The 14,441-nt window shown below is 67.2% G+C and carries 18 protein-coding genes; 10 read left to right on the top strand and 8 right to left on the bottom strand.

The window, feature by feature from the left end; all coding sequences use genetic code 11:
* Positions 1-71 precede the first annotated feature (71 nt).
* The 5 genes from meaB to ACP15K_RS04085 all read left to right on the top strand — a co-directional run bounded on the left by meaB (position 72) and on the right by ACP15K_RS04085 (position 3,401).
* Positions 72-1,070, top strand: coding sequence for a methylmalonyl Co-A mutase-associated GTPase MeaB (gene meaB / locus ACP15K_RS04105; protein WP_424989880.1), 999 nt, complete (start codon positions 72-74; stop codon positions 1,068-1,070).
* The gene (locus ACP15K_RS04100) at positions 1,067-1,978 is read left to right on the top strand and encodes a DMT family transporter (RefSeq protein ID WP_424989879.1); all 912 of its coding nucleotides are present in this window, start codon (positions 1,067-1,069) and stop codon (positions 1,976-1,978) included. The genes meaB and ACP15K_RS04100 overlap by 4 nt, the downstream gene beginning before the upstream one ends.
* Positions 1,979-2,108: 130 nt before the next feature.
* The gene (gene rpmB / locus ACP15K_RS04095; protein WP_193140593.1) at positions 2,109-2,396 is read left to right on the top strand and encodes a 50S ribosomal protein L28; all 288 of its coding nucleotides are present in this window, start codon (positions 2,109-2,111) and stop codon (positions 2,394-2,396) included.
* Positions 2,397-2,520: 124 nt separating this feature from the next.
* Positions 2,521-2,871, top strand: a complete 351-nt coding sequence (locus tag ACP15K_RS04090) for a hypothetical protein (protein WP_424989878.1) — start codon at positions 2,521-2,523, stop codon at positions 2,869-2,871.
* A gap of 41 nt (positions 2,872-2,912) precedes the next feature.
* Positions 2,913-3,401 carry a copper chaperone PCu(A)C gene (locus ACP15K_RS04085; protein WP_424989877.1) on the top strand — a complete coding sequence of 163 codons (489 nt, stop codon included), beginning with the start codon at positions 2,913-2,915 and terminating at the stop codon, positions 3,399-3,401.
* A 145-nt stretch (positions 3,402-3,546) separates the two neighbouring features.
* On the opposite strand, the gene ACP15K_RS04080 is transcribed toward ACP15K_RS04085, so the two are convergent.
* Positions 3,547-4,116, bottom strand: a complete 570-nt coding sequence (locus tag ACP15K_RS04080; RefSeq protein ID WP_424989876.1) for a YceI family protein — start codon at positions 4,114-4,116, stop codon at positions 3,547-3,549.
* Positions 4,117-4,227: 111 nt separating this feature from the next.
* Positions 4,228-4,941, bottom strand: a complete 714-nt coding sequence (locus ACP15K_RS04075; protein ID WP_424989875.1) for an NAD-dependent deacylase — start codon at positions 4,939-4,941, stop codon at positions 4,228-4,230.
* A gap of 51 nt (positions 4,942-4,992) precedes the next feature.
* Here ACP15K_RS04075 and ACP15K_RS04070 point away from each other — a divergent pair, with 51 nt between their 5' ends.
* Positions 4,993-5,448, top strand: a complete 456-nt coding sequence (locus ACP15K_RS04070) for a low molecular weight protein-tyrosine-phosphatase (RefSeq protein ID WP_193140598.1) — start codon at positions 4,993-4,995, stop codon at positions 5,446-5,448.
* Between the two features lie 15 nt (positions 5,449-5,463).
* Here ACP15K_RS04070 and ACP15K_RS04065 read toward each other — a convergent pair whose 3' ends face one another.
* The 6 genes from ACP15K_RS04065 to ACP15K_RS04040 form a co-directional block, all read right to left on the bottom strand.
* Positions 5,464-5,781 (bottom strand): hypothetical protein, encoded by a 318-nt coding sequence (locus ACP15K_RS04065; RefSeq protein ID WP_193140599.1) that lies wholly within the window; start codon positions 5,779-5,781, stop codon positions 5,464-5,466.
* Positions 5,782-5,884: 103 nt separating this feature from the next.
* Complete coding sequence (locus ACP15K_RS04060) at positions 5,885-6,940, bottom strand: DUF1513 domain-containing protein (protein ID WP_424989874.1); 1,056 nt, start codon at positions 6,938-6,940, stop codon at positions 5,885-5,887.
* Positions 6,941-6,944: 4 nt separating this feature from the next.
* Complete coding sequence (locus ACP15K_RS04055) at positions 6,945-8,042, bottom strand: imelysin family protein (RefSeq protein WP_424989873.1); 1,098 nt, start codon at positions 8,040-8,042, stop codon at positions 6,945-6,947.
* Positions 8,042-9,574, bottom strand: coding sequence for a di-heme oxidoredictase family protein (locus tag ACP15K_RS04050; RefSeq protein WP_424989872.1), 1,533 nt, complete (start codon positions 9,572-9,574; stop codon positions 8,042-8,044). The genes ACP15K_RS04055 and ACP15K_RS04050 overlap by 1 nt, the downstream gene beginning before the upstream one ends.
* 98 nt (positions 9,575-9,672) lie before the next feature.
* On the bottom strand, positions 9,673-10,935 hold the full coding sequence (locus tag ACP15K_RS04045) for an imelysin family protein (RefSeq protein WP_424989871.1): 1,263 nt from the start codon (positions 10,933-10,935) through the stop codon (positions 9,673-9,675).
* 505 nt (positions 10,936-11,440) lie between these two features.
* A complete protein-coding gene (locus ACP15K_RS04040) occupies positions 11,441-12,001 on the bottom strand; it encodes a TlpA family protein disulfide reductase (protein ID WP_424989870.1) in 561 nt (186 codons plus the stop codon).
* Between the two features lie 147 nt (positions 12,002-12,148).
* On the opposite strand from ACP15K_RS04040, the gene argH reads away from it, so the two are divergent.
* From argH to ACP15K_RS04020, 4 genes are all read left to right on the top strand, one after another.
* A complete protein-coding gene (argH, locus tag ACP15K_RS04035; protein WP_424989869.1) occupies positions 12,149-13,540 on the top strand; it encodes an argininosuccinate lyase in 1,392 nt (463 codons plus the stop codon).
* Positions 13,537-13,848, top strand: a complete 312-nt coding sequence (locus ACP15K_RS04030) for a hypothetical protein (protein ID WP_424989868.1) — start codon at positions 13,537-13,539, stop codon at positions 13,846-13,848. Before argH ends, ACP15K_RS04030 begins: the two co-directional genes overlap by 4 nt.
* Positions 13,848-13,997 carry an argininosuccinate lyase gene (locus ACP15K_RS04025; protein ID WP_193140607.1) on the top strand — a complete coding sequence of 50 codons (150 nt, stop codon included), beginning with the start codon at positions 13,848-13,850 and terminating at the stop codon, positions 13,995-13,997. Before ACP15K_RS04030 ends, ACP15K_RS04025 begins: the two co-directional genes overlap by 1 nt.
* Before the next feature lie 61 nt (positions 13,998-14,058).
* Positions 14,059-14,382 carry a DUF2834 domain-containing protein gene (locus ACP15K_RS04020; protein WP_424989867.1) on the top strand — a complete coding sequence of 108 codons (324 nt, stop codon included), beginning with the start codon at positions 14,059-14,061 and terminating at the stop codon, positions 14,380-14,382.
* Positions 14,383-14,441: the final 59 nt, after the last annotated feature.

Below are 14,441 nucleotides of genomic sequence, written 5' to 3'. Positions count from 1 at the left end.
GCCGCTGGTCTGGACATACCTTCGCCCCCAAGGCAAGACAACGCAAAGACAGTTCAGGAGGATCCGCCGCCATGTCCCAGGCGATGACGACCGCCCCCCAAGACACGCTTGCGCCAGCCATCCTGCGCGGGGAGCGGCGCGCGCTGGCACGGGCCATCACCCTTGTGGAAAGCGGCCGCGACGATCACCGGGCGCAGGCCAACGCCCTGCTGGACGCGGTGCGCGGTGCCGGTCGGCAAGCCTTGCGGATCGGGCTGTCGGGCACGCCGGGCGTCGGCAAATCCACCTTCATCGAGGCCTTCGGCAAGATGCTGACGGCACAGGGCAAGCGCGTTGCGGTGCTGGCGGTGGATCCGTCTTCCGCCCGCTCAGGCGGCTCGATCCTGGGCGACAAGACGCGGATGGAACGGCTGAGCCGCGATCCGATGGCCTTCATCCGCCCCTCGCCCAGCCAGACCCAACTGGGCGGCGTCGCCCGCCGCACGCGGGAGGCGGTGACGCTGTGCGAAGCGGCCGGGTTCGACGTGGTGCTGATCGAAACCGTGGGCGTCGGCCAGTCCGAAACCATGGTCGCCGAGATGTCCGACCTGTTCGTGCTGCTGATGGCCCCGGCTGGCGGCGACGAGTTGCAGGGCGTCAAGCGCGGCATCATGGAGATCGCCGACCTGATCGTGGTCAACAAGGCCGATGGCGACCTGAAACCGGTGGCGACCCGCACCTGTGCCGACTACGCCGGGGCCTTGCGGCTGCTGCGCAAGCGGCCGCAGGACCCGCAGGGCTTTCCCAAGGCGGTCATGGTCTCGGCCACCGAGGAAACCGGGCTGGCGGATACCTGGGCCGAGATGGAAATCCTGACCGCATGGCGCCGCCAACATGGCCATTGGGACGCCCGCCGCGCCACCCAGGCGCGCCACTGGTTCGAGGAAGAAGTGCGGCAGGGGCTGCTGGCGCGACTCACCGGTTCGGCCGAGGCGCGCGCGCGCATGGCGGACCTGGGCAAGGCGGTGGCGGCAGGTGACAAGATGCCGGGGCCAGCCGCCGAAGAGATGCTGCGCTGGCTCGGGCGATGAGCCGGTCCCCGGCCTCGGACAACCTGAAAGGGGCCGGGTTGATGATCGCCGCCATGGCGGGATTCGCGATCGAAGACGTGTTTCTGAAATCCGCCGCGCGCAGCTTCCCGGTGGGGCTGGTGCTGATGCTGTTCGGGGCGGGCGGCACGCTCCTGTTCGCGCTGTTGGCGCGGATCGCCCGGCAGGGGCTATGGCATCCCGACATGGCCTCGCGCCCGATGATCCTGCGCGCGGCGTCCGAGATGCTGGGTCGGTTGGGCTATACCATGGCCATCGCGCTGATGCCGCTGTCCACGGTGTCGGCGATCCTGCAGGCGACACCGCTGGTGGTGGTCGCCGGGGCGGCGCTGATCTTCCACGAAAAGGTGGGCTGGCGGCGCTGGCTGGCCATTGCCGTGGGGCTGAGCGGGGTGATGCTGATCCTGCGGCCCGGCGGCGAAGGGCTGGGTCCGGTGGCGATTTTCGCGCTGCTCGGCATGGCCGGATTCGCGGGCCGTGATCTGGCCACGCGGGCCTCGCCCCGCAGCCTGTCGAACTGGCAGTTGGGCCTGTGCGGATTCGCGGTGCTGGTGCCCACCGGGGCGCTGTTGCTGGCCACGGGCATCGGTGGACGGCTGGGCGCGGGCAGCGGCGCTGTGGCCCCGGCGCTGGGGTTCATCGCCATTGCCACCGTGGTCGGCGTGGCCGGATATTCGGCCCTGACACAGGCCATGCGGACCGGCGAAGTCTCTGTTGTGACACCGTTTCGCTATACCCGGCTGCTGTTCGGCGTGCTTCTGGGCATGGCGATCTTCGGCGAATCGCCGGGACTGCCGGTCTACCTGGGCAGCGCGTTGATCCTGGGCGCGGGTCTGTATTCCCTGTGGCGCGAAACCCGGCGGCGCCCGCCACCGGTACAAAGCGCTTGACGCCCCAGCGCGCAGGGCCTAAAGCCTCCCAACGCATTTGGGCGCTGCTGGTCGGCGCCCCTTTGTTTTACCCTTGCCGCGTTCGGGACCGCCCGAACCCCGCCGTATAGAGAACACAAAGGAAACCGCCATGTCGCGCCGCTGCGAACTGACTGGAAAAGGCCCGATGTCTGGCAACAATGTCAGCCACGCCAACAACAAGACCAAGCGCCGGTTCCTGCCCAACCTGCAGGACGTGACGCTGATTTCCGACACCCTTGGCCGCTCGTTCAAGCTGCGGATCTCGAATGCCGCGCTGCGTTCGGTGGATCACCGCGGGGGTCTGGACGCCTACCTGGCGAAAGCCAAGGATGCCGAGCTGTCCTCGGATGCGCTGAAGATCAAGAAGGACATCGCAAAGGCCCAGGCCAGCGCCTGATCGCCGGATGTTCTGATGCAAGGCCCCGCTTCCTGCGGGGCTTTTTGCGTTTGATGCAGCACGCTGTCGCAGACCGCACGCCGTCCCTTGGCGCGGCACGAAGGCGGGGCTAACGCTGGCGGCGATGCTGTCCCTGATCCGCCTTGTCGCCGGCCTGTGCCTGATCGTGCTGGTTGCCTTGACCAGCCTGCAGTTGGGCCTGTCGCGCGGCACCGCCCGCGTCGCCGGTACCGTGGTGCTGTGCACCGGCACCGGCCCGGTCGCGGTGACCGTGGATCGCGACGGACAGCCGGTCAGCCGCCCCCACGTCTGCCCCGATTGCGTGATGTCGGCCATGGCCGGGCTTGCCGCGCCCCTTGTTGTGACCGCGCGGCAGGTTCAGCCCCGGCGACTGGTATTCACGCAGGCGCAGACACGGGCCGAAGCGGCCCCCTTGATCGCGCACCGGGCGCGGGGACCGCCGCGGATCCTCTGATCCCCTTCCCAAGCCCAATACCGTGATTCGAGGATACCGAAATGACCTCCAGATTTTCCCTTCTGGCCGCGGGGATGACCGCTGGCCTTGCCTTTGCCTCTGCCGCCGCAGCAGACATCATCGTCACCGATGCCTATGCCCGCAGCGCCGGCAAGGCCGCCAAATCCGGCGCCGCCTTCCTTGTGATCGAGAACACCGGTGCCGAGGATGACCGCCTGGTCGCCGCCGCCGCACCGGTGGCGCATCGGGTCGAGTTGCACACCCACAAGGAAGCCGACAACGGCGTCATGCAGATGATCCATGTGGAAGAAGGCTTCCCGGTGCCCGCCGGGGGCAAGCACATGCTGATGCGCGGTGGCGACCACGTCATGTTCATGGGTCTGACCCAGCCGATGGAGCCGGGGGCGACCTTCCCGTTGACCCTGACCTTCGAAAAGGCCGGCGAGATGACCGTGGACGTGGTGGTCGATCTGGACCGCAAGCCGGCCGACGGCGACCACGGAATGCACCAGCAGGGCCACGGCAACTGATCCCTGCGGCGGGGGGCGCGCGGGCCCCCCCCCCCCCCCGCCCGCCCGAACCACCGGGCAGCCCCCCCGGGCCCCCCCTGTCCCCCCCCCCCCCCCCCCCCCCGGGGGGGGGGGGGGGGGGCCCCCCCCCCCCCCCCCCACGACCCTAGCGGTCGAATACCAGGTGGAAGGCCACCGGGACCGTCGGTTCGATCGAATCGAGCCCGGCAATCTCCTGCAGCTTCGAGACGCCCTCGTCATAGCCAAGGTCTTCGGCATGCACGATGATCGGCGCTTTCGACGCGACCAGCACCCGATCTTCGCCAACCTGCGTGACATAGGCCGTCGCCTCATAGCTGGCCTCGGTGCCATTGGTGGCCACGGTCACCTCGAAACTGGCCTCGGTGGTACTGCCCGGCTCCATGCCCGCCATCGCGGCCGGATCCAGGGCGGCCGAAACGGTGGCAATCGGGAAATCCACGACCTTGAAGACGAACTCGCGCATGCGTTCGTTGCGGATGTCGATGAAGGTTTCCACGGATTCCAGCGAGATCTCGACGATTTCGGTGCCATCTTCGGCCACCGTTCCCGAGAGGTCGGACAGCAGGTTGGCCTCTGACGTGCTGCCGTTCTTGGTGGACACATAGCTGATCGACGAGGCGGTGGTGTCCAGGGTCCAGGCAAACAGTGGGGCGGCCAGAAGGCTCAGCCCAGCGGCAAGGGAAATGATTCGCATGATGTCTCCTCCAGAAATGCACAGGATGATGTGCCGGCCAGTCTAGGGACAGATCGGTTGCGAGTCACATCTGCGGTTTGACGGTGCCGTGGGGCGCAGACCGGTGCGGGCCTAGACCGGCTGCGTGCCGCTGTGGGCGGCCAGGATTTCCTCGACCCATTGTGTCACCACCTCGCTGGCCGGTCCCTGCCGCAACTCGTCGAATTGCGAGGCGGTCTCGGAGGCTTCGAGGTTCAGCTCGACCGTATGCGCCCCGGCCTCGCGGGCGATCTGCACGAAGCCCGCGGCCGGATAGACGCTGCCCGACGTGCCGATCGACACGAAGACGGCGCAGCTTTCCAAGGCGTCGGCAATCTCTTCCATGTGATAGGGGATCTCGCCGAACCAGACCACGTCGGGGCGGGTATGGGGCCGGGTGCAGGCCGGGCAGGGATCGTCGGCCCGTGTGGACGCAGGCGCAGGCCAGCAGTGGCCGCACCCGGCGCATTGCATCCGCATCAACTGCCCGTGCATGTGCACCACCCGGCGCATCCCGGCCTGTTCCAGCAGCGGATCGATGTTCTGGGTGACACAATAAAGCTCTGGCCCAAGGGCCGCTTCCAGCCGTGCCAAAGCCCGATGCGCGGCATTGGGCTGCGAGGCCAGCGCATTGGCGCGGCGGGCGTTGTAGAAATCATGGACAAGCTGCGGATTGCGGGCAAAGCCCTCGGGGGTGGCTACGTCGTTCAGGTCGTATTGGGTCCACAGCCCCGAGGTGTCCCGAAACGTGCCCAACCCGCTTTCCGCCGACAGTCCGGCGCCACTCAACACAACAATCGCGGGCATCGCCGCCTCCGAGGTCTTTGAAATCGCTGTCCGATGCAATAGCACAGACCCATGACCCGATCACCCGTGCGCCGCGTCCTGTTCGTCTGTCTTGGCAACATCTGCCGTTCTCCCTCGGCCGAGGGGGTGTTGCGGGCGCTGGCCCCGGATCTGGAGATCGACAGCGCCGGCACCGGCAATTGGCATGTGGGCAAGCCGCCCTATGGCCCGGCGATCCGGGCCGCAAAGACCCGCGGCTATGACCTGTCGTCCCTGCGCGCACGGCAGTTTTCCCACCACGATTTCACGGCATTCGACGAGATCCTGGTGATGGATCACAGCAATCTGGCGGATGTGGAGGCGCAGCGTCCATCCGGCGCGACGACGCCGGTTCGCCTGTTTCTGGACTATGCGCCCGATCAGCCGGTGCGCGAGGTGCCCGACCCCTACTACACGCGGGATTTCGACGAAGCCCTGGACCTGATCGAAGTGGCCAGCCGGGGCTTCATCGCGACGCACGACCTGTAGGGCCGTGGCGTTGTTCTAGCTGCAGGAGCGTGCGGCGGTCGAGCCGAACTGCTTGTAGCGTTTCCAGAACTTTTCGTCCCGGCGATTGTCCGACTGGCGGATTTCCTGCGCCTTGTGCGGGTCCTGGAAAAAGCTTGCCGCCAGCTTCTGGTCGCGCCGGCTGAGCATCTGGTCGGCGACCTGCTGAATGCAGGTGCAGACCGAGCCGCGGCCCGAGGCGCGGTCGGATTGTTTGCAGGCCTGTTCGATGCGCCCGGCTTCTGCCAGCGGGGCGGTCAGAACCGTAAGCGCGGTCGCAATTGCGAAGAGCGGGATGGTGCGATGGGGTGCCATGATCTGCCTCTGATGTCACTCTGCGGTGATTAATGCGCGAAGCCTGCCAAATTTTTGGTAAAGACGCAACGAAACTGACGTGTGGGGCAGATCACGAAATCTGTCAGATCGGCACGAGATGGTTGTCCCAGGTCCAGTTTTCCGCGCCCGCGAGATCGAACATCCGGCCGTTCCGGCGCAGGGTCAGGCCACCGGTGCGGGTGATGGCCAGCCCGTCCCCCATCTGTGCCACGCCGCTGGCTTGGGGCAGGGTGTCGCCGCCTGAAGGGGCCGCATCGGCCCCCCGGAAATACACGATGTGATCGCCCTTTGGCCCGGTCACGGCAAATTCCGACCCATCGCCCGCAACCGCGACCGAGCCGCCATACTGGCGCAGTTTCGCGGTGTCGGGATGGGGGTGAAAGCGCAACGATTCGCCCCGACGGTGCGAGGCTGCCAGCGGCACCGGCTGGCGCGGATCGCCCTGCCATTGCAGGGCCATCACCACGCGGCCCGCGCGATCCACGTCGATGTGACGGATGGAATTCTGGTGCAGCTCGGCTGGCGGGGCGACCTGTTCGACGATCCCCCCCAGCGGGTCAAGGTAGGTCAGATTGGGCTGCATGGTCGGCAGGTTCAGCTTGGCGCGCTGGAAATCCGGGTGGGTCTGGATACCGCCGTTGGCCACGGCAAAACCGCCATCGGGCAGGCGCCGGATTTCGTGCGGACCGATCCCCCCCGAGGGAACCTCGTCGACACGCCTGTAGCCGGCGGTCGCATCCCAGATGCCGATGCGCCCGTCCGGCCCGTCGTAGTCGTTTTCAGTGGTCAGCAGATAGCGCCCGTCAGCGGTAAAAGCCCCGTGGCCATAGAAATGCCGGCCTTCGGGGGCTGACAGACGCGCGGTTTCGCGTCCCGACAGGCAGTCGAGAATCACTGCGAAGCGTCCGGGGCGGCGGGCGAAGGCCACCGCTTGCGCCTGCAGCGGGTGGGTCGCGGCGGCATGGCCCCGCGACGGGATCGGGATCTGGAACAGGACCTCGGCGCTGTCCGACAGGCCGACCAGCCAGGTGGACTTGTCGGGACGCGACGCCGCCGTGACAAAGCGGGCGGTGGTCGCGCTCCACGCCGGGGTGGCAAGGGCGGCGGCAGACAGGGCCAGAAAGCTGCGGCGGCGCATGGGGTCAATCCCCGTCCGCAGCGGAAAAGCCGGTGTCCACGCCCAGCTCCGGGCCGACGGTCCGGGCGAACTCGCTGCGCAGGTAGGCGATCTTGTCCTGCAGGGATTCCACACGGAAGCGTGTGGCCGGGTCCTCCACGGCCTCGCTTATGGTGGTGCCGATGGCATCCAGCCGGTCATGCGCCTGACCGAAGATCTGAAGGATCCACGCCCGGTCGGGGTCGCGGACATCCCCGGCAAAGCCGAACTCGATCAGGTCTTCCAGCCCGCGCAACTGGGCGTGGATGATCTGGTCGGTCAGGCCCGAGCGCCAGGCCTCGGCCCGCGTGGGAAAGCTGTGCTCATAGGTGCCCAGCGGGCGGCCCAGCCGCGCCTCCGCGACGCGGACAAGTCCGAAGTCCACGGCGGTGTAGAGCGTCTTGGTGAATTCCTCGGCCGTTCGGTAAATCGGGTTGTCCGGCCCTGCCGTGCGCGCCAGATCGGCCCAGCCGTCGGCGCCGAACCACTGCTGGTACACCTCGTGGGACAGCCCCGCCATGTAGCCCGATATCCCGACCACCGCCGGGCAGAGCGGCAGATCGGTGTAGAGCAGCATTTCCAGCGCCGGCAGCCCCTGCGCGGCGGCCGAGGCCCCGGCCACAACCGATGGGTCGGACTGCTGTTCCGGCGGCAGTTCCAGCAGTGCGCGCAGGCCCCGGCCCACGAAGTTCTTCTTGTCGGGCCAGAAGTTCACGGTCAGCGCGGCGCCGGTAGTCTGAATCGGGCCGAACTGGTAGCTGTCCAGCGGTGCCCAGGCCAGCCAAGTGGCCGCGAATTGCGCCTTCAGGGCGTCTTCGCTGACCTCGCCGGTGCAATGGGCGGCGGCCACTTCGGCCAGCCCGGCGGCGGCACTGTCGAAGGCGCCGAATTGCCGTTCCAGCACGTCCAGCGACCGGCGACGCAGCGCCTCGTGGTCGATCTCGCCCCGTTCCGGCGCGCCAGAGGGCAGGCCAGGCTCGGTGTTGTGGCTGCCGTCGGGCAGGGGTCCGGGAGCCGCGCTCTCCGCAGCCAGCGGGGACGCCAGCAGGGCGGCGGTGAACAACAGGGCGGTCAGGCGGATCATCACAGGGACTCCAGAAACAGGATCAGGGCGTCACGGTCTTCGGCGGGCATCATGCGGACGCTCTCGCGGGCGGCTTCGGCCTCGCCGCCATGCCACAGAATCGCCTCAAGGAGCGAGCCTGCGCGGCCATCGTGCAGAAACCGGGTATGGCCTGAAACCGTTGCGGTCAGCCCGATCCCCCACAGCGGCGGGGTGCGCCATTCGCGGCCCGTGGCCTGCCATTCAGGGCGGTTGTCGGCCAGACCCTCGCCCATGTCATGCAGCAGGAAGTCGGAATAGGGCCAGATCAGCTGGAAGCTTTGTTCGGGGCGGTCGGGCAGGCGGTGGGTGACGAATTTCGGGGTGTGGCAGGCGGCACAGCCGGCCTGGTAGAACAGCGCCTTGCCGCGCAGAACCTGCGCGTTCTCGGGATCGCGGCGGGCGGGCACGGCCAGGTTGCGGCTGTAGAAGGTGACAAGGTCCAGCACCTGGTCCGAGACTTCCAGCCCATCCGGCGCGCCTTGGGTGCCATCGGGTGCGGCGCGGCACAGCGGCTGGGCCTCGGTGCAATCGCCCCAGGCCGCCGGGTGCAGCGAAGTGGACAGCCCGATATCGCCGGAAAACGCATCCGCCGATTGCTCGCGCAGGCTGGGGGAGCCTGCCTTGAGCCCGAACCGGCCCAGCATCCATTGCCCGTGCGCCTTCGACCAGACCGCGTTGGGACGGCCCGAGATGCCGTCTCCGTCGCGATCCTGCGGGTCGGCATGGGCCAGAATGTCGGCCTCGGGGATCGCTTCGATCAGCCCCAGCCCGATCATTTGCGGCGCGATGCGCGGGCTGATCTGGGTGTCGGGATGCAACGGGCCATGGGCGGGGTGGGCCACGGCGTACCGCGGCTGGTGCAGGGTGACCGTGGTGCCATCGCCCAGCGTCACCGGTACATCGGCGTAGCGGATCGCGATGCGGCCCTCGGCGGCCAGCCCGGCAATGGATTTGTCCTGCAGTTGCAGCCCATAAGTGGGTTCGGGCGCGTTCGACACATAGGCCAGTGTTTCGCCCGGCAGGTCCGAGGCCGCATCGGGGATCGACAGGCGCAGCAGCATCGACACGCCGCTGTCCTCTGGCCCGGCCGGCGGATGACCGCGCCCGTCCTTGATATGACAGCGCTGGCAGGCCCGCGCATTGTACAATGGACCCAGCCCGTCAGAGGATTTGGTCGAGGCCGGCGCCGTGACCCAAAGCTTCTTGAACAGCCCGTTGCCCAGCCTGAAATCCATCTCGCGGGCAAAGGCCATGTTGGCCGAGGGGAAGGAAAACGCATTGCGCGAGGGCGCGGCGAATTTGGTGGCGGCCCCGGCGGGATGGGTCTCATACGTCTCGGCGGCGTCGAAGGATTGCGTGGGGGCGGTGACGCGGGCGATACGGGCCGCCTCGACCGGGCTGCGCGGTGCGGGCGACAGATGCGGCTCACCCCACGGCCCGGCAGGCGGGGTCTGCGCGGCCAGCTGTGTGGCGGCTGTCACGGCCAGTGCAAGAAGGGCGGTTCGGATCATGGCGGGGGTCGCAGTTTGGGGGCATCAGGTCGGGCAGGACGCCCGGAAAAGCGGACGGGCGGCAGGACCGCCGCCCGTCGCAGTGGGTCTAGCCTTGGTTATTGGAACACGGCGTTGGGCGCATCCAGGCTGTCGGAGCCTTCGATGCCGACACCGTCCAGCCCGATCACATCCACGGCCCGTTCGATGTTGCGGGTCTGGGCGACCAGCGCGTCGATGGCGGTCTGAACCAGCGCGTTGCCCTCGGGGTTGCCCATGCCCAGCAGCTGGTCATAGGCTGTGCCGGCCTCGGCCGAAGCCACCAGCCCGCCCAGAGCCGCGACACTGGCATCCAGATCGCTCAGCAGGTTGGTTGCCAGATCGGCATCGGCGCTGGCCACCACATCTTGCAGCGAGGGGCCTTCGACAATGCTGCCGTCGATGCGGGTGTAGCTGCCGGTATAGACGTTGCGGATGCCCACGCCGTCAAAGAAATGGCTGGCGTGGGTGTTGTCCGAGAAGCAGTCCTGCTCTTCTTCCGGATCGTGCAGCAGCACGCCAAGCTTCATGCGCTCGCCCGCCAGTTCGCCGTAGGACAACGAGCCCATGCCGGTGAAGGCCATGACCATACCCTGTTGCGGGTCGGCGGTCACATCGGCGCGGCCCTGGCCACCTTCGCCCCAGGCGGCGACGATGTCTTCAAGATCCGAAATCAGCAGGTCGGTGGCGGCCTTCAGATAGGCAACCCGGCGGTCACAGTTGCCACCCGTACAGTTGGCCGGATCGAAATCGCTGGCCGGACGCGCGCCTGCGCCGGGTCCGGTGCCGTTCAGGTCCTGCCCCCAGAGCAGGAATTCGATGGCGTGGTAGCCGGTGGCGACATTGGCCTCGATGCCGTCGATCTCGTGCAGGCTTTCCAGCAGCGCCGGGGTGATCTCGGTGGCGTCGACCGTGGTGCCGGAAATCTCGAAGGTCGGGTTGGCGATCACGTTGACCACCGAATAAGGGTTCTCGTCATTGGCGCCCAGCATCGGGTCGATGTAGTCGATCAGCCCTTCGTCCAGCGGCCAGGCGTTCACCTTGCCTTCCCAGTCATCGACCACCGGGTTTCCGAAGCGGAAAACCTCGGTCTGCTGATAGGGCACGCGGGCGGCGATCCAGGCGGCCCTGGCGGCGTCCAGTGTTGCGTCGGACGGCGCGGCGATCAGGGCATCGACGGCGGCGTTCAATTCGCGCGCCCGGATCAGGCTGTCCTCGAAACCGGCATGGGCGATGTCGGCGTAATTGGCGACAACGGCGGCGGGATCGGCGGCATGGGCCGCCGTGGCCAGCGGGGCTGCGGACAGCAGCAAAGCGGCAAGGCGCAGGGTGGGACGGGGCATGGTATCTCCTTAAATCAAGGCCCGCCGGAAAGGGGCGGGCATTGCGCGGACGTTAGCCGATGGTTTTTGTCGGGAAAACCCTTTCCGACAAAAATAATCGGAAAAATTGCGAGAGGGCCGAAACAACCTGCCACGATGTCCGCCTCCGACATCTGACCCTTGGTGTGGATCCGCAACGCGTTGTTTTCATGCACCGAAGCAACTTCGTCAGTCAGGGCCGCGCCATCCTTGCGCAGGATGGCGTTGTCGGGGATGGCGCTGAGTCCACAGGGCAGGCGTTGGGGCTATTGTCGCAGGCGAGGCCACAACCTGCCACGGCTGGAACCATGCAGGTACGCCAAATCGGGCGGCCAGCTTCCTTTGGCAGACCCCGCCGCCTGTGTTCCGGGCGGGCCGGATGTCGCCTTCACCGGCTGTCGTGGCCTTACCCGATTCGGCCTTCGCGGGGCCGTTCCGGGGGAACTCGGTGAAAGACGGGGTGTTGGCGCTCAGGTCGCTTGCGGTGTCAGCCTGCGCCGGCCTCTTTCAGGGCGGTGAGGATGGCGCGGGCGCTGTCGCTGTCCCATTCCGCGTCGCCGCGCAGGCGGGCGATCTCTTGCCCGTCGCGGTTCAGGATCACGGTGATCGGCAGGCCCAGAATGCTCATTTCCCGCGCCACCGCCTGCTTGGGGTCGGTATAGCGGGGCAGGTGGGTGATCCCGTATTCAGAGAAGAAGCGGTCGATCCCGGCGGGGTTGTTGCGGCCCGTGGCCAGGGTTACCACGCGAAAGCCATCGTCCCCCATCTCGGCCTGAATGCGGTTCAGCCCCGGCATCTCCTTGCGGCAGGGCGCGCACCATGTGGCCCAGAAGTTCAGCAGTACGATCTCGCCCTCGAAATCGGCCAGTGTCAACGTGCTTCCATCCACGTCCCAAAAGGCCTGTTCCGACACGGGCTTGGGCGTCTCGTGGAACACCAGCTTCTTCATGTCGCCGTCGCGCAGGGCATTCAGGCTGTCCAGATCGGTTTCGGCCTGCGCCAGAACGGGGGTCAGGGCCAGCAGCGTGGCCAGGATCACGGATTTCATCGCAGTCTCCTGTATTTCGTCCAGATGTGCCGTCTCGCCCCACAAGGTCAAGCGCGGCAAGCCCCAGCACGCGGGGTTGTGAAGCGATTTGCGCCGCCCCGGCGGCTTGCCTATAGAGTCGCGCAGGATTTCACAGCGAGGGTCACCATGGGCGAGCGGTCGAGCAATCAGATGTGGGGCGGGCGGTTCAGCGCCGGGCCCGACGCGATCATGGAGGCGATCAACGCCTCGATCAGCTATGACCAGCGTCTCAGCGATCAGGATATCACCGGGTCCAAGGCCCATGCGGCGATGCTGGCCGCGCAGGGCATCATCACTGGCGAGGATCTGGCCGCGATCACCGACGGTCTGACCCGCGTCAAGGCCGAGATCGACGGCGGCGAATTTGCCTTCTCGGCGGCGCTGGAAGACATCCATATGAACGTCGAGGCGCGGCTGCGCGAATTGATCGGCGCGGCGGCGGGCCGTCTGCACACCGCCCGGTCGCGCAACGATCAGGTGGCGACCGATTTCCGCCTGTGGGTGCGCGACCAATGCGATGCCGCCGTGCAGGGACTGGAGGCGCTGCAAAAGGCGTTGCTGTCGCAGGCCGAGGCCGGGGCCGACTGGGTGATGCCGGGCTTTACCCATCTGCAAACCGCCCAGCCGGTGACCTGGGGCCATCACATGATGGCCTATGTCGAAATGTTCGGTCGCGACAAGTCGCGCTTTGCCGATGCCCGCGCGCGGATGAACGAAAGCCCGCTGGGGGCGGCAGCATTGGCCGGCACGTCTTTCCCCATCGATCGCCATGCCACGGCTGCGGCATTGGGCTTTGACCGGCCCATGGCCAATTCTCTGGATGCGGTCAGCGACCGCGACTTCGCGCTGGAATTCCTGGCCGCCAGTTCGATCTGTGCGATGCATCTGTCGCGCCTGTCGGAAGAGCTGGTGATCTGGTCCTCGGCGCAGTTCCGGTTCGTGACGCTCTCGGACCGGTTCTCGACCGGTTCGTCGATCATGCCGCAGAAGAAGAACCCGGACGCGGCGGAACTGATTCGCGCCAAGATCGGTCGCATCGTCGGGGCCAATGTGGCGTTGCTGACGGTGATGAAGGGGCTGCCGCTGGCCTATTCCAAGGACATGCAGGAAGACAAGGAACAGGTCTTCGATGCCGCCGACACGCTGATGCTGGCGCTGGCGGCGATGACCGGGATGGCCACGGATATGACCGGCAACAAGGATGCGCTGGAGGCTGCGGCGTCCTCGGGATTCTCCACCGCAACCGATCTGGCAGACTGGCTGGTGCGAGAGCTGAACCTGCCGTTCCGCGACGCCCATCACGTCACCGGCGCGCTTGTGGCGATGGCTGAGGGTCGCGGCGTCGATCTGCCCGATCTCACCCTTGAGGACTTGCAATCGGTACACGACGGCATCCGGGGGGATATCTTTGACGTGCTGGGTGTGCATAATTCGGTGGCAAGCCGCACCAGCTTTGGCGGCACCGCGCCCAGCCAGGTGCGGACCCAGATTGCCCGTTGGAGAGAGACTCTCACATGACCCTCGCCCGCCTGTACCGACTCTTCGCCGCTCTGATTCTGGCCGCCGGACTGAGTGCCTGTGGCCCCCCGCAGCCCGACCTTGGCGCCTCGGTGGGGCCCGGCGGGGCAGGGGCCCATGCCGGCGTGCAGTCGGGACGGGTCAGTGCCGGGGTCAGCACCTCGGGCACCTATGCCGCCGTCGACGTGGTGCAAACCGACAAGGTTGATGTGACCGTGGGCACCCATGGGGCCGGCGCTTCGGTCCGGGTCGGCAACAGCCCGGTGCGCATCGGTCTGGGAACTGGCGGCCTGAGGCTGGGCATCTGATGATCCGCCTCGCCGCGGCCTTCGGGCTGGCCTTTCTGCTGACCGGTTGCGGTCTGGAAGGCCCGCCGGTCGCCCCGCCGCCCAAGGAAAAACCCGCCACCGGCGTCAAGGTCACCGGCGATGCCCGTGTGGGCGTGGTCAAGCGCTGATCCAGCGCGACTTCCGCCGGGGCTGCCCTATGTGTCGGTAAACCCTGCAAGCGAGGTCCCGATGCGCAACCTGCTGTCCTGGCGTGGCCTGTTCCTGATCCTTGCGATCTGGGGCGCCATCCATCCGATGTATTACTTCCTCCGCTTCATGCGGGTCGAAGGCGGCGGACTGGGCGGGTTGATCGACGCCTGGTACGTGAACGACAGCACCACCGGCCTGACCTGGGATCTGACCATTGCGGCCATCGCCCTGACGGTCTGGGTTGTTCGCGACACCCTGCAAACGCGGCGGTGGTCCTGCCTTCTGGCCATCGCGGCGACTTTCTGCATCGGTGTCAGCTGCGGCCTGCCGCTGTTTGCCTTCCTGCGGCTGGGCGGACGTTAGAGCCGCGTTTCCATCGCCATCTTGTGCGGGCAAGTGGCGGCGGCGGGGGCCGTTAAGGG

It is taken from the genome of Fluviibacterium sp. S390 (genome assembly GCF_049800695.1).
Lineage (GTDB): Bacteria > Pseudomonadota > Alphaproteobacteria > Rhodobacterales > Rhodobacteraceae > Meridianimarinicoccus.
The sequence above is the reverse complement of the archived record's forward strand: the minus strand, read 5'-3'. Positions and strand labels throughout refer to the sequence as shown.

What these genes read in the sequence shown, in the direction of transcription:
- ACP15K_RS04045 (WP_424989871.1), bottom strand. Translation starts at nt 10,935, where the DNA reads ATGCCCCGTCCCACCCTGCGCCTTGCCGCTTTGCTGCTGTCCGCAGCC.
- argH (WP_424989869.1), top strand. Translation starts at nt 12,149, where the DNA reads ATGGGCGAGCGGTCGAGCAATCAGATGTGGGGCGGGCGGTTCAGCGCC.
- ACP15K_RS04070 (WP_193140598.1), top strand. Translation starts at nt 4,993, where the DNA reads ATGACCCGATCACCCGTGCGCCGCGTCCTGTTCGTCTGTCTTGGCAAC.
- rpmB (WP_193140593.1), top strand. Translation starts at nt 2,109, where the DNA reads ATGTCGCGCCGCTGCGAACTGACTGGAAAAGGCCCGATGTCTGGCAAC.
- ACP15K_RS04060 (WP_424989874.1), bottom strand. Translation starts at nt 6,940, where the DNA reads ATGCGCCGCCGCAGCTTTCTGGCCCTGTCTGCCGCCGCCCTTGCCACC.
- ACP15K_RS04065 (WP_193140599.1), bottom strand. Translation starts at nt 5,781, where the DNA reads ATGGCACCCCATCGCACCATCCCGCTCTTCGCAATTGCGACCGCGCTT.
- ACP15K_RS04100 (WP_424989879.1), top strand. Translation starts at nt 1,067, where the DNA reads ATGAGCCGGTCCCCGGCCTCGGACAACCTGAAAGGGGCCGGGTTGATG.
- ACP15K_RS04020 (WP_424989867.1), top strand. Translation starts at nt 14,059, where the DNA reads ATGCGCAACCTGCTGTCCTGGCGTGGCCTGTTCCTGATCCTTGCGATC.
- meaB (WP_424989880.1), top strand. Translation starts at nt 72, where the DNA reads ATGTCCCAGGCGATGACGACCGCCCCCCAAGACACGCTTGCGCCAGCC.
- ACP15K_RS04025 (WP_193140607.1), top strand. Translation starts at nt 13,848, where the DNA reads ATGATCCGCCTCGCCGCGGCCTTCGGGCTGGCCTTTCTGCTGACCGGT.
- ACP15K_RS04075 (WP_424989875.1), bottom strand. Translation starts at nt 4,941, where the DNA reads ATGCCCGCGATTGTTGTGTTGAGTGGCGCCGGACTGTCGGCGGAAAGC.
- ACP15K_RS04085 (WP_424989877.1), top strand. Translation starts at nt 2,913, where the DNA reads ATGACCTCCAGATTTTCCCTTCTGGCCGCGGGGATGACCGCTGGCCTT.
- ACP15K_RS04080 (WP_424989876.1), bottom strand. Translation starts at nt 4,116, where the DNA reads ATGCGAATCATTTCCCTTGCCGCTGGGCTGAGCCTTCTGGCCGCCCCA.
- ACP15K_RS04030 (WP_424989868.1), top strand. Translation starts at nt 13,537, where the DNA reads ATGACCCTCGCCCGCCTGTACCGACTCTTCGCCGCTCTGATTCTGGCC.
- ACP15K_RS04090 (WP_424989878.1), top strand. Translation starts at nt 2,521, where the DNA reads ATGCTGTCCCTGATCCGCCTTGTCGCCGGCCTGTGCCTGATCGTGCTG.
- ACP15K_RS04055 (WP_424989873.1), bottom strand. Translation starts at nt 8,042, where the DNA reads ATGATCCGCCTGACCGCCCTGTTGTTCACCGCCGCCCTGCTGGCGTCC.
- ACP15K_RS04050 (WP_424989872.1), bottom strand. Translation starts at nt 9,574, where the DNA reads ATGATCCGAACCGCCCTTCTTGCACTGGCCGTGACAGCCGCCACACAG.
- ACP15K_RS04040 (WP_424989870.1), bottom strand. Translation starts at nt 12,001, where the DNA reads ATGAAATCCGTGATCCTGGCCACGCTGCTGGCCCTGACCCCCGTTCTG.